The following is a 22706-nucleotide window of genomic DNA, read 5'->3' as shown; positions in this document are numbered from 1 at the left end:
GCTGTCCGTTGAGTCGTTTGTAAGACTTATCGGTGCCTCTTTTTTATGCATTTAAATAGTGGAATACTGCTTGTTTTAAGTAATTATACTGAGATTCATTGGTGTCCGAAGACCATTTAGAGCTTGATTTTAAAGACCATGAGTTAAGCAATGCCTTCTTTATTTGAGGAAGATGCTCAGTCTCCATACAAATACCTCCTTTATTTAATTTGATCTATTAGTAATGTCCTCAAAACTTTTATCTATAAAATAGCCTAAATTTCGGTGAAAAGTTAATAGTAAATGAGTTACGAAGATATATATGCTTTTTAATTATACTCTAATCAATCAAAGTTATCCATCAATTACCAGTTTAAACTTTTCAGAAACCTTGTAGTAAAATAGAAGTATCTTTAAAAAAACAATAAAAATGATACTATTAGCAAGTGGACTTTTTTAATTAGATTCTTAAGCTAAAGTAATGAACAAATTTTCATAGAAGGAGTTTGACCTGAAAATGGGAATCCCATTGATTATTGCGGAGAAACCGGATCAAGGAGTTACACTGGCATCTCCATTCTCTTTCAAAAAAAGGGACGGGTATTTAGAGATTGCTCCTAATGAAGTATTTCCGGAAGGGGCATTATGTTCATGGGCCATCGGACATTTAACCGAATTATCCTCACCGGAGAAATATAAACCGGAGTGGAAAAGATGGGCTATTGCCACTTTGCCAATAATCCCTGATAAATTTACATATGAAGTAACAAAATCAAAAACGAAGCAATTTAACATTATCAAGCAATTATTGAAGCGACCAGATGTCGAATCAATTATTCATGCAGGTGATGCTGGGAGGGAGGGTGAATTAATCGTACGCAATATTATTGCGGTGAGCGGCGTTCGTAAACCGATGAAGCGTTTATGGATCTCTTCTTTAACGAAAAAATCCATATTAGAAGGATTTAACAGCCTCCGTGACAGCCAGGAAACCATACCTCTCTATCATGAAGCCTATACAAGATCGTGTGCAGATTGGCTTGTTGGCATGAATGCATCAAGAGCCTATTCCTTGCTGCTTAAACAAAAAGGGATGAATGATGTATTCTCTGCAGGAAGAGTACAGACACCTACACTAGCTTTAATAGTGAAACGGGAATTGGAGATTGAAAAATTTGAATCTAAGCCATTTTGGGAAGTCATTGCTACGTTTGATATAAATGGGCAGACTTATGAAGGAAAATGGGAAAAGGATCAGGAGTCCAGACTGGATAAGCAGGAGATGGCTCAAAATATTGCAGCTTTTTGTAAAAATAAAGATGCGAAAATTATAGAAATGAAGACGGAGCGTAAAGAATTCCAGCCGCCCTTATTATTTAATTTATCGGCCTTACAGGCAACCGCCAATAAAATGTATAAGTACTCACCAAAACAAACGCTGGATATCACGCAAAAACTGTATCAAAAGGGAATTGTCTCTTATCCGCGGAGTGATTCAAACTACGTGACTAAAGGAGAGGCGGAAACATTCCCGGAGATCCTATCGAAACTTGCTCAGTTCGAGGAATATAAATCATTCATACCCGTTCCAAACGAATCCATTATCAATAACTCTAGGTTTGTTAATGAAAAGAAAGTATCGGATCACTATGCGATTATTCCTACTGAACAGGTGACGAATCCAGCCAAGCTTTCAGGAGAAGAAAGGAATATCTATGATTTAATTGTGCGTCGTTTGATTGCTGCTCACTATGAATCAGCCATATTTGACTATACAACCCTCATAACATTAGTTGATGGAAGAGCAGAGTTCATTTCAAAAGGAAAGCAGCAAATACGAGAAGGCTGGCGACAAATTATTTTCCAGCAAGAAAAGGATGAAGATACCATCCTTCCGAATGTCCAAAAAGATGATGAAGGTAAAGTGAAAAGCGTTAAAGTAAAAGAAGGAAAAACGCAACCGCCTAAACGATATACCGAGGGACAATTAATTACGTTAATGAAAACGGCCGGTAAGCATCTTGATAATGAAGAACTCGAAAAAGTGCTAATGAAATCAGAAGGACTGGGAACGGAGGCAACAAGAGCGGGAATTATTACGATGCTGAAGGATAGAAAATATATAGATGTTAAAAAGAATCAAGTATTTGCGACTGATAAAGCGAAAGTGTTGATCAGAGCGATAGGCGACGAGATATTGGCTTCACCTGAAATGACAGCTAAATGGGAGCAGCGCTTGGCCGAAATCGGGCAAGGGAAAGCATCAGCTGCTCAATTTATGGAGCAGACAAAGAAATTAACGGGGAAGATTATTGAGGATGCTGTAAAAGGCTTTGAAACCTGGGATTTTACAGGATTAAAGGTTGAAACGATTGAACGTACCTCTTCTAAGTTTACAACAGGGAAAAAGGTAGGCGCCTGTCCGCTGTGTAAAGGGGATATAGTCGATAAGGGTGAATTTTATGGATGTGCGAATTATAAGCAAAACCAGTGTAAATTTACATTTTCGAAAAAAATCCTTGGAAAAAAGATTTCCCAAACCAATATGCAGAAATTATTAAAAGATGGGAAAACCAATGTCATAAAAGGGTTTAAAAAAGGAGAAAAATCATTTGACGCGGCGATTGAATGGAAGGACGGTAAAATTAATTTCCTGTTTTCAAATGAAATTGCTCCAAAAACTTAAAAATTTTTGTGCATTCAGGTATAATGGTCGAAGAAGTTTCCATTTGCGCTGGTAAATGGAGTACATATTATATTAAGGGAGTTTTTGTAAATGAGTAAAGTATTGATTTTTGGACATAAAAATCCAGATACTGACACAATTTGTTCAGCAATCGCTTATGCTGAATTAAAAAAAGAGTTGGGTGTTGAAGCAGAACCGATTCGACTTGGTGCGATTAATGGTGAAACACAATATGCACTTGATACATTTAAAGTGGCAGCTCCCCGTTTGGTTGAGAAGGTTGCGGAAGAAACACAGGAAGTTATTCTTGTAGACCACAATGAAAGACAGCAAAGTGCGGATGATATCGATCAGGTTCGAGTATTAGAGGTTATTGATCACCACCGTATTGCAAATTTCGAAACAGCTGATCCATTGTATTACCGTGCTGAGCCGGTTGGATGTACAGCAACCATTTTAAATAAGCTATACAAAGAAAACGGAATTCAAATCAAAAAAGAAGTAGCTGGCTTAATGTTATCCGCTATTATTTCTGATTCTTTATTATTTAAATCTCCAACTTGCACGGAGCAAGATGTTGCTGCTGCAAAAGAATTGGCTGAAATAGCTGGTGTTAATGCAGAAGAATACGGATTGGAAATGTTAAAAGCTGGAGCAGATTTAAGCAAGAAAACTATTGCAGAATTAATTTCTTTGGATGCTAAAGAGTTCTCCATGGGCACATCAAAAGTAGAAATTGCACAAGTGAATGCAGTTGATACAAACGATGTAATGGCGAAGCAAGCTGAACTCGAAGCAGCTATGCAGGCAGCTATTAATGAAAAGGGTCTGGATTTATTTCTATTAGTTGTAACAGATATCCTAACAAATGATTCTGTTGCCCTTGCTATTGGTGATAAAGCTGCAGCTGTTGAAAAAGCTTTCCATGTAACATTGGTAAATAATACAGCTGTTCTAAAAGGGGTTGTTTCCCGTAAGAAACAGGTAGTTCCAGCATTAACAGAAGCATTATCGTAAATTTTACTTGCAAAATTTCTGGCATGATGTTATATTAATATATGCGATGAGCTGAATTGTGTAAGTCGAGCACATACCTTATGGTACACACTATGTGGAGTGTGGTGACTCGCCTCAATTTTTTCGAACAAGGCACCTGTTTTTAACAGGTGCCTTTTTATATATTCATATCCAGAGTGTCGATTGGACATATCAATAATGGTACACAAATAGCGAGCTTTAAAATACATAATGCAGGCAGATCAATCAAAAAATAGTAAAGATAATAATCAGGTTTTCCGAATAGGGAATCGTTGAGAAGGCATTTAACCAAACTAATACATAAGCTCAAGTTAAGAACGATTTACATATGTTAATTAGTATTCAAGGAGGAAATAAAATGAATAAGAAAACAGTAGATGATTACTTACAGGAAGGGATACATGGCGTTAAAGAAATAAAGCCTGCTGAACGGAAAGAATTTCTTGGGAGCTTACGTGAACGTGTGGTTGTCGCATTAACACAGGCTCAGGTTTTTCAAAAACAAATCCCACATGGATTTATTGACCTATTGAAAAAAAATAAGGACGCTAAGCTTTATTTAAATGGCCACATTAATTATTCCCATCTATCGAAATTCGTTAAAGCAGCAGATGAACATGGGATTCAATTTAAAATCGTGACCAATAAAGACTATAATTCACCTAATGGTTTGGTATTGGCCTATGATCATGCAATTAATAACGATAACATTACATTAGAAGAACCGGCACAGGAAGAAACTAATACTGAGGAGACAGAAAAAAAGACAGGTTTTTTTGAATCACTTAAGCAACTCTTTACAAAAAAATCATAAACAAAATGTCATAACTGTGCACCCCTTAATACGAGAAACAATACGGTGTCTGGATGCATGTTTCGGTTAGGTGAGTATGTGCCATCGACTATTCTAGTTTTAGTTTGTATGGTATAGTTATCAAATTAGAGATAATTTAGGTTTATGATTTGAGGGGCACAAAGAATGAATTCAACACAAGAGTATATTGAAGAATGGCAGGAAGCACTTGAAGAAGAGATTCAGTATTTAAAAAAATATGGAAGTACCCGCTATCACCTGATGAATGGCAATAAGATTATGTCAGGTGATTCTTTTACGTACTATTTTGAGTCATCCAGTATTTTGCGTATACCTGTTGGAACGATTGCTAAGCTGGAATGGGGCGGGAGTCGGTTTGATGCCAGAATCCTATCCTCTGAGGGCAATAGTTTGCTTCTGTCTCTTGAACAATCAATAGGTGAATTGATTGAAGAGGCTACGATTTATCATGACCCATGGGAACTTTTAGATCAGCTGATTGAAAGACTGGATGATATCAGGAAAAGTAAGCGGAAAAGAAGTCGGGTTAAACGGATCATGGAGCCTTCCATGCCTGATAAACGAACGGACAAAACAAGTAAAAGCGCGGTACGCGAATTATATGCCAGATCAAAATATAACCCGGTCACATATGTTTGGGGACCGCCTGGTACAGGAAAAACGTATACTTTAGCACGAACGGCAGCCAATAAATATTTTAAAAAGAAACGTATATTAGTTCTCTCTCACAGTAATCAGGCTGTGGATGTCCTGCTTGCCGAAATTACGGCATTTGTTAAACGAGCGGATCGTTTTCATGAAGGAGATATTTTACGTTACGGCTCTCAAACTGGTGAGGGTCTTCTGATGCATGGGGATATATTGCCGGCTAAATTATTGGAAAGTCATGATGGACATTTAGTGAAGGAAAGGGATTCGATTAATGAAGAAAAGAAACTGCTAAAAAAAGATCTGTCTCTGTCTTTTAGCGTACGTGACTCGGAGCAGCTTCTTGACCTTGAAAAAAAACTGGGCAGAATCTTAGAGAAAATAAGGCAAAAAGAAATTCATTTAGTCAAAAATGCCTTCATTGTTGGGACTACCTTGGCGAAAGCAGCAATGGACCCGAGTATTTTTGAACAAGAGTATGATCTAGTTATCATTGATGAAGCCAGTATGGCCTTTATCCCGCAAATTGCCTTTGCCGGCGCACTTGCCAAGCGTTGTATTATTTGTGGGGATTTTAAGCAATTACCTCCTATTGCGGTTTCGAGGGGAGAGCTTGTAGACCGCTGGCTGAAGGAGGACATCTTCCATCGTGCCGGTGTTGCTGATATTGCACGTGGGGGAAAACTTCATACTCATTTGTTTTTATTAAAGGAACAGAGGAGAATGCATCCGGATATCTCCGCTTTTACGAACCAATATGTTTATAATTCACTGGTTGGCGATCATCCAAGTGTTCATATAAATAAAAAAGATATCGTTTCAAAGACACCTTTTGTAGATCGTGCTTCCGTACTGTTAAATACGAGCTTCACAGGGGAACACTGCTTTACGGGCACTTCCTCTGGTTCTAGAATGAATTTGATGAATCTATTGTTATCCTTTCAGGTTATTCATGAAGCCTACAGCAATGGGAGTAAATCAATCGGTTATGCAACCCCTTATCGTGCGCAGGCACAATTGATGGAAACATTAATTAAAGATCTATATGAGGAAGAGAACGGCCTGCATGATATATTGGCTGCCACTGTCCATCGTTTCCAGGGAAGTGAACGGGAAGTAATGGTATTTGATAGTGTAGATAGTTATCCGCAAAATCGGGCAGGGATGCTTTTAACGGGCAGGGAAAGTGAACGGCTGTTAAATGTTGCAATTACCAGAACAAAAGGGAAACTGATTCATGTCAGCGATGTGGAGTTTATAGAATCAAAAGTTTCGCATACAAAAACTCTTCATCAGCTCGTTCAATATCAAATGAAACGGAATCAAATGGTCAATATGGATCAAATAGGCAAATGGATTGCCAACCATCATCCAAAATTACAATGGATTTATGCAAGAAATTTGGAAGGGTTCTATCAGGATTTAAAAAAAGCCCAATCTTCCATTATCCTTTCCTTGCCAAATTCCAGTGTGTTATCATCGGATTTTGTTCAAAGAGTGAAGACGAGGAACTCAAGAACAAGACTGATGATGTATTCTCCAGATTCCCATTCCTATTTGGATCCGGATATCCATCTTCAGAATGGGCCAAGCTTCACATTTGTCATCCTTGACCAAAAAGTATTGTGGTTGGGGGTTCCTCTTGAAGCCAATAAACGTGTTCATCCGCCATACATTGGAATTCGATTGGAATCCGAAGCATTTATCAATCAATTTCTCCAGCAATTGCCTAAATAAATTGTCGGAATTTTAGTTGCTATTTTCACATATAAGATTTATAATTCTATATGTTGTTATCATTTTATATCTAAAATACTATATATTGATTTTAACGTGTTTAAGGTGTCGTATTACGACTTAATAGGGAATCCGGTTAAAATCCGGAACTGTACCCGCAACTGTAAATGCTGATGAAATAAGTAAACCACTGTAGAGAAATCTATGGGAAGGACTTAGAGTAAAGCGAAGCATGAGTCAGGAGACCTGCCTTTTTCACTGGTTTGCCTTTATCGGGAGCAATGAGGGTGGAACGGATGAAATAGCAATATTGAACAGTTCAATCTTGTTATTATTTCTTTTCCCATTGCTTATTTTTAGGCAATGGGATTTTTTGCGTGGAGGGAACAGACGTTTTTAATCGATTTATCGGCAAACAATAAGGGGGAAATTAGTATGGCAGTATCTTACGAATCAAACTATGCAAGTCTGGAAGTCATAAATTTAAAAAGCATAGAAACATACATAAAGGAATGTGTTAGTTCCTATACATCTATTTATTCAGCAGAGGAATACTTAGAAAAAATCAAGACAGCACTTGAGTATAAGTCTGACTATAGCAAGAAAGAGTTGGTGAATTTACTGGTACTAAGCGCCGTAGAGCGTATCTCTGCTGATGAGCCTGATTGGACATTTGTGGCGGCAACTATTTATTTAGACCAGTTATATGATAAAGCTTCAAAAAGCCGGGGATATGATTTAACACACAAATATGGGAGCTTTCATCAGCTTGTTGAACTATTGACTGATATGGGGATTTATAATCCAGCATTGTTAAATGAATATACGGAAGACGAAATCAATGAACTCGAAGCAGTCATCGATTCATCAAAAGATCAGTTGTTTACGTATATTGGCATTCGGACGCTGGCAGATCGCTATTTAGCCAAATCTCATCATGGAAGCTTATATGAACTTCCTCAGGAACGGTTTATGATTATTGCCATGACATTAATGATGAATGAGCCTAAAGAACAGCGAATCAAATTAATAAGAGAAGCATATTGGGCCTTATCCAATCTATATATGACGGTGGCAACTCCTACGCTTGCTAATGCTGGGAAAAGCTATGGCCAATTATCCAGTTGTTTTATCGATACTGTTGATGATAGTTTGCAAGGTATCTATGATTCAAACACCGATATTGCCAATCTATCTAAAAATGGCGGAGGAATAGGTGTTTATTTAGGGAAAATTAGAGCGCGAGGCAGTGATATTAAAGGATTTAAGGGTGTTTCCTCAGGAGTTATACCATGGATGAAGCAATTAAATAATACCGCCGTCAGTGTGGACCAACTGGGCCAAAGACAGGGTGCCATTGCAGTTTATCTGGATGTTTGGCATAAGGATATATTTGCCTTCCTCGAAGCGCGTTTAAATAATGGGGATGAACGTTTTCGAACGCATGATTTATTTACTGGTGTTTGCATTCCGGATTTATTTATGGAAATGGTCAAGGAGCGGGGTACCTGGTATTTATTTGATCCGCATGAAGTAAGAAAAGTAATGGGATATTCTCTTGAAGATTATTTTGATGAAGAAGCAGGGGATGGCCAATTCAGACAAAAATATACTGAATGTATCAATCATCCGCAGCTTTCCAAAAAAGAAATACCTGCCATTGAAGTGTTTAAGGCGATCATGATTTCTCAGCTTGAAACAGGAACACCTTATATGTTTTATCGGGATACGGTCAACCGCTCTAATGCTAATCGCCATAAAGGAATGATATATTGCAGTAATTTATGTACGGAAATTATGCAAAATCAAAGTGCTACCAAAGTTATTGAACAAAGAACCGAGGATGGGAAAATTATTATTGAAAAAACACCGGGTGACTTTGTTGTATGTAATCTTTCGTCTATCTCCCTTGCCAAAGCTGTAAAGGAAGATGTCCTTGAACGCTTAATTAAGATACAGGTGAGAATGCTTGATAATGTCATTGATTTAAATAATATCCCGGTCATTCAGGCAAATATAACGAATAAAAATTATCGTGCTATAGGACTTGGGACATTTGGCTGGCATCATTTATTAGCACTTGAGGGCATTGCCTGGGAATCAGAGAAAGCCGTTGAGTACTGTAACCGATTATACGAAAAAATCGCTTATTTAACGATTAAATCAAGTGTGGATTTAGCTGGTGAAAAAGGTGCTTACCCATTTTTTGAAGGATCTGATTGGGAGACCGGATCTTATTTTGACCAAAGAGGCTATGATTCAGATGCTTGGAGTCAATTGAAAAATAGAGTGCATACATCCGGAATTCGAAATGGCTATCTTATGGCCGTAGCACCAAATTCTTCAACTGCGATTATTGCCGGTTCTACATCCGGAATTGATCCAATTTTCAGAAGGGAATATTCCGAAGAGAAGAAGAATTACCGTATTCCAGTGACTGCACCTGACTTGAATCTGGAGACAATGTGGTATTATAAATCCGTTTATTTAATTGACCAAAAATGGAGCATTCTCCAAAATGCACGTCGTCAAAAACATATCGACCAAGGAATCTCGTTTAATTTGTATGTCCGTAATGATATTAAAGCACGTGATTTATTAGACTTGCATCTGCTTGCATGGGAGACCGGATTAAAAACAACATACTATGTACGTTCTACTTCAAGCGCTGTTATAGAAGAATGCGAAAGCTGCCAATAAGGATGGGGGAAATATAATGGATACAAAAACAATAGTGGAAAAACGTAAATTAGTCGATCGGGTAGCACCGAATAGTCTAACGGGTATTATTAATGGCAGAAATTCAAATATTTTAAATTGGGATGATGTGCGCTATCCATGGGCATATCCTAAATATAAAGTAATGCTATCTAATTTTTGGACGCCTTTTGAAATTAATATGGTGAATGATGCGAAACAATTTCCAAATCTTTCAGAAATTGAACAAGAATCCTTTCTAAAAATTATAGGCTTGTTGGCATTGCTTGATAGTATCCAGTCTGACTATGCCAGTAAAGTCGCCGACTATCTGACCGATTCATCTCTGAATGCATTGATGATTATGCTGGCGCAGCAAGAAGTCATTCATAACCATTCCTACTCCTATGTATTGTCAAGTATTGTCCAGAAAAGCAAGCAAGATGAAGTTTTTGAATATTGGAGAACTGAAGAGATTTTGCGTAAACGAAATGATTTTATTACTGATGGCTATCGGGATTTCACAGAAAACCCAACAATTGAAAATCTGCTTAAATCGATTATCTATGATGTAATCCTAGAAGGGCTCTTCTTTTACTCAGGCTTTGCTTTCTTTTATAATTTGGCCAGAAACCAAAAGATGGTGGCAACTTCAACGATGATTAATTATATAAATCGAGACGAGCAGATCCATGTTGGGCTGTTTGAGAAGATTTTTAAAGAAATATTGGCTGAACATCCTGAAACAAATACAGAAGAATTGAAAAATTTTGCGATTGAAACCTTCCGAACTGCTGCAGAGCTTGAGATTGAATGGGGTTATAAAGTTATAGGAAATAAAATCGAGGGAATTACGATGGCTGAGCTCGAACAATATATCCAGTTTATGGCTAATAAGCGTTGCAATCAATTGGGGTATGGAAGATCTCCGTTTCCAGAGGTTCCGAACAAAAATCCATTAAGATGGATTGTTGCCTATCAGGAAGTGGATTTAGGCAAGACGGATTTCTTTGAGCAGAAATCAAGACAATATACAAAAACAACAGATACCAATGGATTTGATGAACTGTAAATGTAAAAAGACGCCATTACGGCGTCTTTTTGCTTGAAGGCATCCTTACCAGCGGTGAGCTTTCGCATTGCTCCTCAAAATGATATTGGTTTGGGACATTGCAGTATGTCCGTTAACCTGTGATTTTGAGCGCTTCCGCCTTGTCCAGTTATGGTGAAAAAGAGAAGAGTGTGGATCTAAATGATTCCGATAACTCATTGCTTATCACCCCATCAGTAGGATACGTTCTGATGTCCCTTTTGAGGACATCAAGTATAGGATATACAAAATGAGTGCCTTTTAATCTCGGGAAAAGTTCACGAATTATTTTCTATATTATGATAAAATATATATAATATGGATATTGATGGTGGATAATTATGCGAAATTTGGAATATGAACAATAATAACGGAGAAATCTATGCCGCGGTCTCCCATTTTGACAGAATGATTTATAAAATCATCTGTTAAAGGGGAAAATACGATGAAATAGCACTGAAAGAAGTCCGGAAGAATGATATGACTGTTGTTTATAGTCAAGAAGCCTATCCAATCCAACGTTTTATGATGTTGGTACTTTTATATCTAAAAGCCATTCCCTGGAAAGTACCGAGTTTTGAGTTGGATCATTAATTGGATGTATGATATATAATCCACCAGATTATTCAGGCGGATGGGTACTTTGATGTAACACATCATCGATTTATCCTTATTGCGGAACCTGTATAAGTAAATGTGTTATTGAATAAAAGTCGGGCTTTCTTATAGTTTGTTTTCTGCTTATGAGCCAGCACTTCTTTCAGATAAAATTTGTCCAAAAGAAAGATTGCTGTTTCTAATTTTCGTAAAATTAAAGTTAGCATATTTATCTGAAACATCAATTTTTACAGATATGTTATAGTAGCTTAGTGATTGATTTTAATTTATTGGCAGAAATCCATACAGAAACATTCCTCGATATTGTCAAGAAAGATCAGCTTGTTCTCTTTTCAATTTCTTCACCATGTAAAATACACTCTCCCGCAAAATGATAACTAACATCTAAAGAGGTATGTTATATTTTTTTAAAACTATATTAATTTAGGAAATTTAACTCATATTATACTTGTAGCAGCCAGCCTTAAATAGATACTTTTGGTCTTTAATTAATGTGTCAGTTGGCTTATTATAAATGGTATTGGTCTTTCATAGTATATATGGTAGACCTATTATAATTTGGAAAATGTTTGAAAAGTGAGCACGTGATAAATATATAGATATCTAGCACTCTAAAGAATCAGTTTGTACTAATAGGAGGAAGTATAAAGTTGTTTAAAGAATTTTCCATCTCGCGGACATCATGTCTTGGCAAATCCCCGATTTATCAGGCAACCATCACAAGTGAAGGGCATGTAAGTTGGCAGGGTGAGAAGTATGTTTCATATATAGGCGTTAAGAACTTTACGGTTTCTAAGCAAAGAGTTAAAAAAATTGAAGATCTCTTGCTATCATTTGATTACAAAAACTTCATTTATAATACTACTGCACAAATTGTGCCGGATAGCCCGACTTGTGTTACCCGATTGGTATATCAATTTGGCGAACATAAGACAGTGGTACATGATTTGGGTGACGAGGATGCTGCTTGTGATAATAGTAAGCATACATTGAAAAAATTGGATGCCTTTGAAAGAAAAATGGAAGAATTATTGGGATTAAAGAATTTAATTAAACAACCTCTCTATCTCTTCCATATTAAAAGAAAGTCGAACTCACATGAGGAATATGTAATATCCAGCTCCAATCAAGCTGATGCATTTCAAATGATTAATGTGAATGAGGCTAATTATCATAACTGGCAGATTGATAAGTTAGGAAAAGATAGTACAGGTCGTATACATCCATATATCATTATGAGCTCGGAGCGCTAAAACATTTGATTATGAGAAATAGTCGATGAATTGGAGTTTTTTTATTAATTTTAAGTTTGCTACTTGCAGGTTCTCTATTTGAGGAGTACAATTAATTTTATTAATTATTCTGACAATTTAAAGGGGACATCACATGGATACTCAACTAATTTCTATCACAAAAACCAATTATAAAAAAGAAAAGCCCAATCCTGAAACACTTGGCTTCGGAAGAATTTTTACGGATCATATGTTTATTATGGATTATGATGAAGAATTGGGTGGGTGGCATGATCCGAGGATTATTCCCTATCAACCTATTACACTTGAGCCTTCCTGCATGACTTTTCACTATGGACAAACGGTTTTTGAAGGGCTAAAAGCATATCGTACTCACGATAATCGGGTTTTTCTGTTTAGACCGGAAAAGAATTTTGAACGGATGAACAAATCTAATGATCGTTTATGCATCCCCCATATAGATGAGTCGTTTGTTATCAAGGCATTGGAAATCCTAATCGATATTGATCGTGAATGGATTCCGGACCGGGAAGGTACTTCTTTATACGTACGGCCGTTTATTATTGCAACAGAACCTTATTTGGGTGTTGCACCGTCCAAGCATTATCAGTTCATAATCATTTTGTCACCAGTGGGAGCGTATTATAAAGAGGGAATCAATCCCGTTCGAATTGGTGTTGAGAAAGATTACGTACGATCTGTAAAGGGCGGTACAGGGATGGCCAAAACAGGCGGTAATTATTCATCCAGTCTTAAAGCACAGGAATTGGCAGAAGCACTTGGCTGTTCACAGGTGCTTTGGCTTGATGGAATTGAGAAAAAGTATATCGAAGAAGTCGGAAGCATGAACGTCTTCTTTAAAATAAATGGTGAGGTTGTCACGCCTGCATTAAACGGCAGTGTATTGGATGGTGTGACTCGTCAATCAATTATTCAGCTATTACAACATTGGAACATCCCAGTTACAGAACGTCGAGTTTCTATGCAGGAGATTATTGAGGCTAATAAAAATGGGAAATTGGAAGAAGCCTTTGGGACAGGAACAGCAGCAGTAGTTTCGCCAATTGGTGAATTATTATGGGATAATGAAATTTTAACCATCAACAAAGGGAAAATAGGAACGTTAACGCAAAAATTATATGATACCATCACAGGAATACAAAATGGAAAAGTAGAAGATCCATTCAATTGGATAAAGGAAGTCAAAGAAGAAAGCCAGATACATGTATATAAATAAAAAGTTTTGAAAGAGAATCGTGGGTAACCACGGTTTTTTTTATGCCTTTTTGTTTGGTTAATATTAATTTGGAAAGTGTATATATAAGATAGTTAAACTATTTAATTATAATATGGTATAATAATTAAGCAAAAAAATTAAAATTATTCTCGATGTAAGAGAGGACAATATAGGATGGATGGTAAAGAAAATCAAATAGAAGAATTTGAAAGTATATTGATTTCAACAATTAGAACAATCATGTCGGAGATTACGCAGCATCAGGATTTGGGGATTACCGGATCGCAATTTCATTTGTTAAATAAAATTGAAAAAGAAAAAGTGACAAACGTTAAACATTTAGCGAAAATCCTCAATGTGAAACCAAGCGCGATCACCGTCATGCTTGAAAGGCTGGTGCAGCATGGATTTGTTTCAAGAGTTCAAGATGAGAAGGATAGAAGGTTTGTCGCTGTAACACTTACCGAAGAGGGGGTTCAAGTTCTTCAGAAGGCAAGAGAGAACTCCCGAGAAATTTTAAAAAAGTATGCAGCTTTACTGGATGAACACGAACTGAAGATATTAAATTCTATTCTTCAAAAATTTACTGATTATCAATCAAAATAATAAATATTTATAAAGAAAGAAGGAATAGTTTTGCCAAAAACACATAAAAAAGCATCTATATTAAAAATACTAACAAGATTTTTCTTCATTACACTTGGTGCAGTCATGATGGCTGTTGCATTGGAACTCTTCTTGGTACCAAACAGTGTCATTGATGGTGGAATAACTGGGATATCTATCATGCTTTCGCATATAACCAAACTACAGCTGGGACTATTCATCTTTATTATTAACTTGCCATTCCTATATATTGGATACAAACAAATAGGAAAAACTTTTGCGATTTCCTCTATTTATGGTATCGCCGTGCTTTCTGTTAGTACAGCAATGTTGCATCATGTTGAGCCATTTACAGATGAGAAAATCCTGGCGGTGTTATTTGGAGGATTGATTCTTGGGCTTGGAGTTGGGATTGTTATTCGTGTTGGAGGCGCCCTTGACGGTACAGAAATCATAGCGATTTTATTATCTAAGAAATTAAGATTGCCAGTTGGACAAATCATTATGTTCATAAATGTTTTCATCTTTATTGCTGCGGGTTTCGTGTTTGAATGGGATTCTGCAATGTATTCTATTTTCGCGTATTATATGGCCGCTAAGGTTATGGATATCGTAGTAGAAGGTTTAAATGAATCTAGATCTGTAACGATTATTTCCAACGAATATGCAGAAATTTCAGAGGCTATTCAGGATCGCCTTGGAAGATCGACCACGTTTATTTATGCAAAGGGTGGCTACCTAAAGGAAGATACGCAAATGGTTTATTGCGTAATGACACGTCTGGAATTGGCTAAATTAAAAGATGTTGTACATGATATTGATGAAAATGCCTTTATAGCGATTCAGAACGTTTCTGATGTTATGGGCGGTAACTTTGAAAAGAAAAACATACACTAATATTAATATGATAGCAGCTCATCATTGGGCTGCTATTTTTTATCAGTTGAATAAATTACAAATATTTCTAGAGTAAAAATAATATTTAATGGGAATAGAAGTGAGAGATTAAGGGAGGAATTTAGATATGAAAAATGATAAACCGATTATTGGGTTAACAAGTAATATATTAAAAATAGAAGGAAACAATACAACAACTGTATTTTTAAGTTATTCAGAAGCAATAAAAAAAACAGGTGGAATTCCATTGATTTTTCCATTGGGTAATGAGGAACTCGCTAAGATTTGGGTTTCGATGGTTGATGGGATTTTATTAACGGGTGGTATTGATGTGAATCCGATATTTTACAATGAACCACCAAGTGAGGATTTAGGAGACACACATAAGGGGCTAGATCAATCACATTTCCAAATCATTGAAGAAGCACGCAAGCAAGGGAAACCGTTATTTGGAATATGCAGGGGTTCACATTTAATTAATGTAGCAGTAGGTGGAAGTCTCTACCAGCATGTTGAAGAAGATAAAGAAGATGATAATTCTGATGATTTGAAGCATCTATCAAATGTAGAGCGGCCTGAGCCAGTTCATACAGTTTTTTTAGAACAGGATAGCCAACTATATAGTATTGTCAAAAAGGATAAAATGGATGTGAATAGTTTTCATCATCAGGGCATAAAAGAGTTAGGTAAAGGCTTAAAACCAGTCGCGAAGGCTGAAGATGGATTAATAGAAGCGTTTGAAGGAATTGATGATTCAATTATGGCAACTCAATTTCATCCAGAAGAATTGCGTAAACATGATGCCAGCATGGATCAATTGTTAAGACATTTTATTGGTGTTTGTAAGCAAAACGCTTTATGAGAAATTAAGTAAGCTAAACGAAAAGACTGTCATTTGGCAGTCTTTTTCTATGTGTAGTATATTGGGATAAATAGAATATAATAGGTTAGGGGTCGAGCGCCATGTTGGATGAAGGCAAAGTACCAAGTAATTCAAAAGCTTATTTGACTGATTTAGTTTTACCTGCTGATACAAATCAGTACAATTCGATTTTTGGTGGTAAGGTAATGGCGTATGTTGATAAAATTGCAGGAATTGCTGCGATGCGTCATTGTAGAAAACCAGTGGTTACAGCTTCAAGTGATTCGTTCGATTTTCATGCTCCTATTAAATCTGGGCAGGCTATCTGTTTGGAGGCGTTTGTTACTTGGTCACACAATACCTCAATGGTGGTGTATGTAAGGGTTGAAGGAGAGAATCTGATGACTGGAGAGAGAAGACTAACGTCTGAGGCATTCTTGACAATGATTGCGATTGATAAAGATGGAAGGCCCTCTTCAGTTCCTAAAGTACTGCCTGAAACCGAGCTTGAAAAAGAGCTGTATAATCGTGCTGAAGCGAAGTATCAAGAACGGAAAATGAGAAAGCAGAAATCTAAATAAGGGAGTCACCAAAGCCTTGGAAATATGTTTTTCAAGGTTTTATGATGATTTTTGTAACGGCTAATACTCCTCAATTATTCCTGCTTTTTAAAAAGAAATAGTCCTAAATTAGAAGGAAATTTCTAGAGATGAATAGCTATAGTTGAGTTACTTCTACCAAAGAAGAGAGAAAACATATACATAGATCCAGACCGAATTCAGTAACCTGAGGGAGCTAGTTTACTATTATAGAGATTAACACAGATGATAACAGGGAGGGCTGAGGCCTTCCCTTTTTTATTTCTGAAAAATAAATAATGGTATCTGACTCCTCTAGATATTTCATATTAACCATGTGTATACCTCCGAAACTGAACAGGGTTTACAGAGAGTGATATAGACTCAAGATCAGATGTTCCCAGTATTAATTGGATGATTATCCTATCATAAAAATCTTAGGATCGTCAGATATAAATAACTCAAACGAAGGTACTATATTATATGAAAATACTAATTGTGAATGCTGATGATTATGAGATTTATTGCATTTGAAATTTCTGGTTAGTAAGCCTTTAAAAAGGGTATTGTTTTATCAACGTTATGAATGATTTTTCGACTATGGAATATTGATTGGAAATTCCAATCTGATACGTATTAAAAGATATGAAAATATGGATAGCATAAGATAAAGCAGGAGAATCAGAGATGAGGACTGCAATATTATAAAATATCAAATCTATCTAAATGGAGGGAAAATGATGAATGAAGTAGAAAAATTCAGGTTAATTCTCCATGGTGGAGACGGTCGAAGCTGTGCGGTGGAAGCAATTGCTGCAGCGAAGCACGGAGATTATAGCCTAGCTCACCAAAAATTGAAAGAATCAACAGATGCTATTCTAATGGCTCATCAAACGCAAGTTTGTTTATTACAGAAAGAAACGGAAGAAGTTATGAATGTATCATTCTTAATGCTACTTGCACAGAATAATCTGATGAAAACCTTGACAGTTAAGAATATGGCTGCTGAATTTGTAGAATTATATGAAAGCAGCGAGTTACACACCGGAATTGATAGAAGAATTTATAAAAATGTATGAGGAATAAATTGGCTGTGAAGGGATTATGGTTTACCGATATTGAAGATGGCAAATAAAAACTGGAAAGAGTAGGAGCGTTGCCAAATTAAAAAGAAGGTTTGCTTGTATTATCATTGAATTGATGGGTAGAAAGGCATTACAACAAGCTGTCAATGAATAAAGGAGCAATCAGGAAGTTTACTCTATGACAGCGTTGTTGAAATCAGCTGTATTATTACAAGTAAGGGCCTTACCAATAGCAATTGGCGATCTTCCGGTTGCGTCTGAGTACAGTAAAGTAAATTAAATCATTTGAGAGTGAAACGGTAATTTTGGAAAACAGGATTAGCTGTAATTGAGTTAACGAGCAATCAACTTGTATCTTCGGGGGTTAACAAAATAGTTGAAAAACTCTGTAGCTCTATAAATTTCAGCTTTTATAATTCTTCACTTAACTTTTTTTGAAGCCTGAGAGGCTTTTTTTATTGCCTCAATATATTTTCCTTTGCCAATTTGGTTAATTCCTTCACCATGCTTCCACCTAGTTTACCGCCGATTTTTCCTGCATCTGCTGCAGCAATGCGACCATTATATCCTTCATTGAGGGGAATGCCAAGATCTTTAGCTACTTCATATTTTGCTCTGTCCGGGTGGTCAGCTTGCGCCACTTTTGCTTTCAGCTGATCTAATTGTTCCCTGGATTCAGGTACTAAAATCTTTCTGCGTTTGGCCATCGTTAATCACGTCTCCTTTAAATATAAGGTGCCCAAACCGCATTTTATCTACTCGATTTGTTATAATGAATTTTATATGAATTAGATAGAGATATTTAGCAGGGGGAAAATTGAAGTTATGAAATTTGTTTCTTGGAATGTGAATGGGATAAGAGCTTGCGTTGGAAAAGGTTTTTTGGATACTTTTAAAGAATTAAACGCTGATATATTTTGTTTGCAGGAAACTAAACTGCAGGAGGGCCAGATTAATCTGGAGCTGGATGGCTATTATCAATACTGGAATTACGCTGTAAAAAAAGGATACTCAGGCACGGCAATTTTTACTCGTCAAAAACCATTATCCGTTAAATACGGGATTGGGAATGATGAGTATGATGTGGAAGGCAGAGCCATTACATTGGAATTTGATCAATTTTTCATTGTAAATGTGTATACACCAAATTCACAGCGTGACCTGGCAAGGCTTGGGTACCGTTTGGTTTGGGAAGATTTACTTTATGCTTACTTACATGAATTGAATAAAGAGAAAGCAGTGATTTTAACGGGAGATTTAAATGTTGCTCATAAACCCGAAGATTTACGAAACCCCAAATCAAATAAAGGGAATTCTGGCTTCACAGATGAGGAACGAGGTAAGATGACAGCTTTATTATCTAGCGGTTTTGTTGATTCCTTCCGTTATCTCTATCCTGATAAAACAGAAGTGTATAGCTGGTGGTCTTATATGAGCAAAGTCCGCGAACGTAATATTGGGTGGCGGATTGACTACTTTATTGTGTCTGAATCAATCGCTAATCTAATTACCGAAGCAGAATTCCACACGTCAATTATGGGTAGTGACCATTGTCCAATTTCTTTGGAAATGAAAATTTGAGTCGATGTAATTTTTAGTTAGTCGTATAGAGAAGTCCATATTCAAAAGTAAGGCATTAATCTAAAAATTATTTGAAAACAAAGAAACACTTTCAGCATTTCGAGAAAGTGTTTCTTTTTGTTTGTTAAAGCATTCTGTAAATCTCTTTATGGTTTACCGTTTGATTAGAATACCAAAAATGAGGTAGAAGATACTCCATAAAGTAATTCCCCATATCAAAAAGATACCCAATAAGGCTGCAATATCCATTAAAGATTTTATTTCAAACCATCCACTGAAAATAAGACATGGAAAAATGGTCAAAAGCATAAAACCAAAGTGAATTATACTCTGCTTCTTCAACGACCAGCCGTCAATACTGTATATAACTGAAAAACCTGCAACTAGAGCACTGATTATACCCACAATAAACGTACTTCTTACCTCATGAACCGGTCCAGAGCCGTAATAAAGAACAATTGATATACTAGTCAAAATTAAAAAAGGTATAAACGCTCTTATCATTCCTGCCGTTACATAAGCTATTGTCTTCACCTCGTTCATATATCATATTCACAAGAGTAGACCTTACCAATAAACAGATTATATTTGTTAACATATTTATAATTTTGCCGTAACAGTAGGGGCATGCTGGGCAGTATTTGGCACACGGAGCATGAAGAGCCCGCCAATGATAAATAGGACCACTAAACTAAGCACACCAATATTTGTATTGCCGGTAATTTGCGTTGTGATTCCCATTAAAAATGGACCGGTAATAGCAGCAAATTTTCCAAAGATATTATAAAAGCCAAAAAATTCATTTGAAGACTCTTTTGGCACAAGTTTAGCGTAATAGGAGCGGCTTAAAGCTTGAATCCCACCCTGTGACGTACCTACCAGGATAGCCAATATCCAAAAATCAAGCGCTGACGTAATAAAATAAGCGTAGATACAAATAAATGTGTAGATTGCTATACCTACTAAAATCATGATTTTTTCATTGTATTTAGCTGCCAGTCTGGCATATAGCAAAGAGAATGGAGCGGCTATGACTTGCGTGACAAATAAAACAATTAACAAGGTAGTCGAGCTAAAGCCTAAATCAGTTCCATAGGCAGTCGACATCGTAATAATCGTATGCACACCATCAATATAAAAAAAATAAGCAATCAGGAAAATAAATAAATGACGATAGGCTCTGATATTTTGGAACGTAGCAAACAGGCGTTTAAAACTCATCCTGATTGGGTTTCTAACCCGTTCAATATAATATGTTTGTTGTACATTTCTTAACAGCGGAATCGTAAATAATCCCCACCATAGTGCTGTGATTATAAAGGCTGCTTGCATTGCTGCTGTAATGGAGAGTGGAATGATTTTTTGTTGAGCGAGCAGGGTGAGGGCAATCCCAATGATAAATGGAATGGTACTTCCTATATACCCCAATGCATATCCGTGAGCAGAGAGTTTACTCATTTTATTATCATCGGTCACATCTACTAAAAAGGCATCATAAAAAATATTTGCGCCTGCAAAACCAATGGAAGTGATGATGTAGCAAATCAATAAAATGATCCATTGATCAAAAGGTACGATTGCTAGCATGAAAGTGAAGAGTATCCCCAGTGAAAAAAAGAAAATAAAGAAACGTTTCTTAAATCCTTTAAAATCTGCAATTGTACCCAAGAGCGGTGCCAAAATAGAGATTAATAATGTACCAATAGAATTGGCATAACCCCAATAAGCAGTTGACGTAGCATTCGATATATTCGCTGCATCTGCGGCTGCTTTGAAATAAATAGGAAAGATGGCTGTCACGATTACAATTGAATAGGCTGAATTTGCCCAGTCATAAAAAGCCCAGCTTTTCTCCTGCTTTGTTAGTGAACTCATACCTTACCTCCTTTATTCTTTTGGCTGGATAAACGCTTCTATCACCTTTCCATCTGTTTCTCCCAGGGAGAGACCCAGCATAGCAGCTAATGTAGGACCTATATCGACAAGGTGCATGTTTGGAATGATTTGTCCGCTTGTGACTCCTTTGCCTGCTGCTATAAATACGGTGCTGTAATCTGGTTTTTGAGGAGAATATCCATGTGTGGCCAATGTATATTTGGGTTCACGCTTCACATCTTCTGCGCTTATATGCTTAATGAAATCGCCTTCATAAGATTCCGTGAAATAGAACCCTTTTCTTGCTTCAAGCATGAAGGCACAAGCTGGGTCTGCCCCTAAATTTTCTGCTTCAGTACCAGTCAGGATTTGTTCAATCCCGTTGTCTTTGTTCTCCATTAATTTAGTCAATAATGACTGAACTCGCTTGTAGGTACCGATATCTTCTTTATCTTTTACGTAAATATATGCTGATCCATCACAGGATTTACAATAAGCCTTCCAATTGATCAATTTTCCTTGTTTGTTAATATGTATAAAATTTTCCCGTTTAAATAGGGTGTTTACTTGTATCGCTTTATTTTCATCTAATGCACTGTGATCCCCAAGGACAATCACTGTTGTTTCTTCATATAATTGTATTTCTTTCAATGTGGTAATAATTTGGCCAAGACGTTCATTATGCCTTGTCAGTGCTTCATTAGCTTCGCTGGAATCAAATCCATGGTCATGTCGCTTTGAATCCAAATCTGTGAAATGAACAAGAAGTAAATGTGGCTGCTTCGTTTTGATTGTTTCAAGGCAAGAGGCCAGCACAAAGTCATCTAAATGTGGTTGACTCAGTCCCTGCCTCAGATGGCCGAATTTTTTATTCAGCTGCCATTGGTAGAGAGGACTGCCGCTGAAGAGTGAGACAAGCAGTTGAGTTTGCCAGGGTCTGTTTGGAAAAATTTCCGGCAAATTGTAATCGATGTTCGCACGGCCAGTGACAGGCCATAAAAGGGAAGCGGTTGTTAGGTTGGCCTTTTTTGCCTGATCATATAAAGTAGTGCCTTTAATAGAAGATCTGTACCATTGCCAATCAGGAGATTTCCGGCCGGGCTGAATAAGCGTATTGTTGATAATCCCATGTCTTTTCGGATAATTACCTGTGATGATGGATGTATGACAAGGATAGGTTAAAGAGGGGTAGATGGTTTGAACATGGTTTGCATAAGATCCTCTCTCAATTATATCCCTGAAGTGCGTTAAATTAGTTAATTTAGGAAAATCCAATGCAGATAAGCAATCAAAAGATATTACAATTATTCGCTTTGTTAGGCCGTTCATAGATACCTCCTTTCCGCTTTATCTTTTATTTTACTATTGTGTAATGAATTGTATAGTTTATTTTTTTGAAAATAC

The 22706-nt window shown here is 36.7% G+C and carries 20 protein-coding genes and 1 riboswitch; of the genes, 14 read left to right on the top strand and 6 right to left on the bottom strand.

Annotated features, from left to right (window positions below; all coding sequences use genetic code 11):
- Positions 1-43: 43 nt before the first annotated feature.
- Positions 44-187, bottom strand: coding sequence for a hypothetical protein (locus AC4G3O_RS01345; RefSeq protein WP_491135714.1), 144 nt, complete (start codon positions 185-187; stop codon positions 44-46).
- A gap of 315 nt (positions 188-502) precedes the next feature.
- On the opposite strand from AC4G3O_RS01345, the gene AC4G3O_RS01340 reads away from it, so the two are divergent.
- From AC4G3O_RS01340 to AC4G3O_RS01315, 6 genes are all read left to right on the top strand, one after another.
- Positions 503-2665, top strand: coding sequence for a DNA topoisomerase III (locus AC4G3O_RS01340; RefSeq protein WP_066104290.1), 2163 nt, complete (start codon positions 503-505; stop codon positions 2663-2665).
- A 90-nt stretch (positions 2666-2755) separates the two neighbouring features.
- A complete protein-coding gene (locus AC4G3O_RS01335; RefSeq protein ID WP_066103560.1) occupies positions 2756-3682 on the top strand; it encodes a manganese-dependent inorganic pyrophosphatase in 927 nt (308 codons plus the stop codon).
- A 379-nt stretch (positions 3683-4061) separates the two neighbouring features.
- Positions 4062-4517: a YueI family protein gene (locus tag AC4G3O_RS01330; protein ID WP_491135713.1), complete on the top strand. Its 456-nt coding sequence runs from the start codon at positions 4062-4064 to the stop codon at positions 4515-4517.
- 165 nt (positions 4518-4682) lie between these two features.
- Positions 4683-6923, top strand: a complete 2241-nt coding sequence (locus AC4G3O_RS01325; RefSeq protein WP_066103563.1) for a DEAD/DEAH box helicase — start codon at positions 4683-4685, stop codon at positions 6921-6923.
- 86 nt (positions 6924-7009) lie between these two features.
- A riboswitch (cobalamin riboswitch) is annotated at positions 7010-7191 on the top strand.
- 167 nt (positions 7192-7358) lie between these two features.
- A complete protein-coding gene (locus AC4G3O_RS01320) occupies positions 7359-9623 on the top strand; it encodes a ribonucleoside-diphosphate reductase subunit alpha (protein WP_491135712.1) in 2265 nt (754 codons plus the stop codon).
- Between the two features lie 16 nt (positions 9624-9639).
- On the top strand, positions 9640-10692 hold the full coding sequence (locus AC4G3O_RS01315) for a ribonucleotide-diphosphate reductase subunit beta (protein WP_491135711.1): 1053 nt from the start codon (positions 9640-9642) through the stop codon (positions 10690-10692).
- A 45-nt stretch (positions 10693-10737) separates the two neighbouring features.
- Here AC4G3O_RS01315 and AC4G3O_RS01310 read toward each other — a convergent pair whose 3' ends face one another.
- Complete coding sequence (locus AC4G3O_RS01310; RefSeq protein WP_077248014.1) at positions 10738-10890, bottom strand: YpzG family protein; 153 nt, start codon at positions 10888-10890, stop codon at positions 10738-10740.
- A 1088-nt stretch (positions 10891-11978) separates the two neighbouring features.
- On the opposite strand from AC4G3O_RS01310, the gene AC4G3O_RS01305 reads away from it, so the two are divergent.
- From AC4G3O_RS01305 to AC4G3O_RS01275, 7 genes are all read left to right on the top strand, one after another.
- Positions 11979-12581, top strand: a complete 603-nt coding sequence (locus AC4G3O_RS01305) for a DUF6438 domain-containing protein (protein WP_139891881.1) — start codon at positions 11979-11981, stop codon at positions 12579-12581.
- Between the two features lie 133 nt (positions 12582-12714).
- Positions 12715-13818, top strand: a complete 1104-nt coding sequence (locus AC4G3O_RS01300) for a branched-chain amino acid aminotransferase (protein ID WP_066103569.1) — start codon at positions 12715-12717, stop codon at positions 13816-13818.
- A gap of 174 nt (positions 13819-13992) precedes the next feature.
- Positions 13993-14424, top strand: a complete 432-nt coding sequence (locus AC4G3O_RS01295; RefSeq protein ID WP_066103571.1) for a MarR family winged helix-turn-helix transcriptional regulator — start codon at positions 13993-13995, stop codon at positions 14422-14424.
- Between the two features lie 30 nt (positions 14425-14454).
- Positions 14455-15321, top strand: coding sequence for a YitT family protein (locus AC4G3O_RS01290; RefSeq protein WP_491135710.1), 867 nt, complete (start codon positions 14455-14457; stop codon positions 15319-15321).
- A 127-nt stretch (positions 15322-15448) separates the two neighbouring features.
- Positions 15449-16183, top strand: coding sequence for a gamma-glutamyl-gamma-aminobutyrate hydrolase family protein (locus AC4G3O_RS01285; RefSeq protein ID WP_491135709.1), 735 nt, complete (start codon positions 15449-15451; stop codon positions 16181-16183).
- A 101-nt stretch (positions 16184-16284) separates the two neighbouring features.
- Positions 16285-16764: an acyl-CoA thioesterase gene (locus AC4G3O_RS01280; protein ID WP_066103576.1), complete on the top strand. Its 480-nt coding sequence runs from the start codon at positions 16285-16287 to the stop codon at positions 16762-16764.
- A gap of 734 nt (positions 16765-17498) precedes the next feature.
- Complete coding sequence (locus AC4G3O_RS01275; RefSeq protein ID WP_218975783.1) at positions 17499-17840, top strand: PTS sugar transporter subunit IIA; 342 nt, start codon at positions 17499-17501, stop codon at positions 17838-17840.
- A gap of 461 nt (positions 17841-18301) precedes the next feature.
- On the opposite strand, the gene AC4G3O_RS01270 is transcribed toward AC4G3O_RS01275, so the two are convergent.
- Complete coding sequence (locus tag AC4G3O_RS01270; RefSeq protein ID WP_066103579.1) at positions 18302-18553, bottom strand: alpha/beta-type small acid-soluble spore protein; 252 nt, start codon at positions 18551-18553, stop codon at positions 18302-18304.
- A 118-nt stretch (positions 18554-18671) separates the two neighbouring features.
- Here AC4G3O_RS01270 and AC4G3O_RS01265 point away from each other — a divergent pair, with 118 nt between their 5' ends.
- On the top strand, positions 18672-19427 hold the full coding sequence (locus AC4G3O_RS01265; protein WP_491135708.1) for an exodeoxyribonuclease III: 756 nt from the start codon (positions 18672-18674) through the stop codon (positions 19425-19427).
- Between the two features lie 153 nt (positions 19428-19580).
- On the opposite strand, the gene AC4G3O_RS01260 is transcribed toward AC4G3O_RS01265, so the two are convergent.
- From AC4G3O_RS01260 to AC4G3O_RS01250, 3 genes are read right to left on the bottom strand one after another with little or no spacing between them, the layout of a single operon-like run.
- Positions 19581-19970 carry a DUF3021 family protein gene (locus AC4G3O_RS01260; protein ID WP_066103583.1) on the bottom strand — a complete coding sequence of 130 codons (390 nt, stop codon included), beginning with the start codon at positions 19968-19970 and terminating at the stop codon, positions 19581-19583.
- A 57-nt stretch (positions 19971-20027) separates the two neighbouring features.
- Positions 20028-21302, bottom strand: coding sequence for an MFS transporter (locus AC4G3O_RS01255; RefSeq protein WP_066103586.1), 1275 nt, complete (start codon positions 21300-21302; stop codon positions 20028-20030).
- Positions 21303-21314: 12 nt separating this feature from the next.
- Complete coding sequence (locus AC4G3O_RS01250) at positions 21315-22631, bottom strand: alkaline phosphatase family protein (protein WP_066103587.1); 1317 nt, start codon at positions 22629-22631, stop codon at positions 21315-21317.
- Between the last annotated feature and the right edge of the window lie 75 nt (positions 22632-22706).

It is taken from the genome of Bacillus sp. z14 (2026) (assembly GCF_058313575.1).
The sequence above is the reverse complement of the archived record's forward strand: the minus strand, read 5'-3'. Positions and strand labels throughout refer to the sequence as shown.

Coding starts and splice junctions, on each gene's coding strand:
- AC4G3O_RS01285 (WP_491135709.1), top strand. CDS start 15,449: ATGAAAAATGATAAACCGATTATTGGGTTAACAAGTAATATATTAAAA.
- AC4G3O_RS01275 (WP_218975783.1), top strand. CDS start 17,499: ATGATGAATGAAGTAGAAAAATTCAGGTTAATTCTCCATGGTGGAGAC.
- AC4G3O_RS01255 (WP_066103586.1), bottom strand. CDS start 21,302: ATGAGTTCACTAACAAAGCAGGAGAAAAGCTGGGCTTTTTATGACTGG.
- AC4G3O_RS01295 (WP_066103571.1), top strand. CDS start 13,993: ATGGATGGTAAAGAAAATCAAATAGAAGAATTTGAAAGTATATTGATT.
- AC4G3O_RS01335 (WP_066103560.1), top strand. CDS start 2,756: ATGAGTAAAGTATTGATTTTTGGACATAAAAATCCAGATACTGACACA.
- AC4G3O_RS01325 (WP_066103563.1), top strand. CDS start 4,683: ATGAATTCAACACAAGAGTATATTGAAGAATGGCAGGAAGCACTTGAA.
- AC4G3O_RS01270 (WP_066103579.1), bottom strand. CDS start 18,553: ATGGCCAAACGCAGAAAGATTTTAGTACCTGAATCCAGGGAACAATTA.
- AC4G3O_RS01265 (WP_491135708.1), top strand. CDS start 18,672: ATGAAATTTGTTTCTTGGAATGTGAATGGGATAAGAGCTTGCGTTGGA.
- AC4G3O_RS01310 (WP_077248014.1), bottom strand. CDS start 10,890: ATGAGTTATCGGAATCATTTAGATCCACACTCTTCTCTTTTTCACCAT.
- AC4G3O_RS01320 (WP_491135712.1), top strand. CDS start 7,359: ATGGCAGTATCTTACGAATCAAACTATGCAAGTCTGGAAGTCATAAAT.
- AC4G3O_RS01330 (WP_491135713.1), top strand. CDS start 4,062: ATGAATAAGAAAACAGTAGATGATTACTTACAGGAAGGGATACATGGC.
- AC4G3O_RS01300 (WP_066103569.1), top strand. CDS start 12,715: ATGGATACTCAACTAATTTCTATCACAAAAACCAATTATAAAAAAGAA.
- AC4G3O_RS01260 (WP_066103583.1), bottom strand. CDS start 19,970: ATGAACGAGGTGAAGACAATAGCTTATGTAACGGCAGGAATGATAAGA.
- AC4G3O_RS01250 (WP_066103587.1), bottom strand. CDS start 22,631: ATGAACGGCCTAACAAAGCGAATAATTGTAATATCTTTTGATTGCTTA.
- AC4G3O_RS01345 (WP_491135714.1), bottom strand. CDS start 187: ATGGAGACTGAGCATCTTCCTCAAATAAAGAAGGCATTGCTTAACTCA.
- AC4G3O_RS01315 (WP_491135711.1), top strand. CDS start 9,640: ATGGATACAAAAACAATAGTGGAAAAACGTAAATTAGTCGATCGGGTA.
- AC4G3O_RS01280 (WP_066103576.1), top strand. CDS start 16,285: ATGTTGGATGAAGGCAAAGTACCAAGTAATTCAAAAGCTTATTTGACT.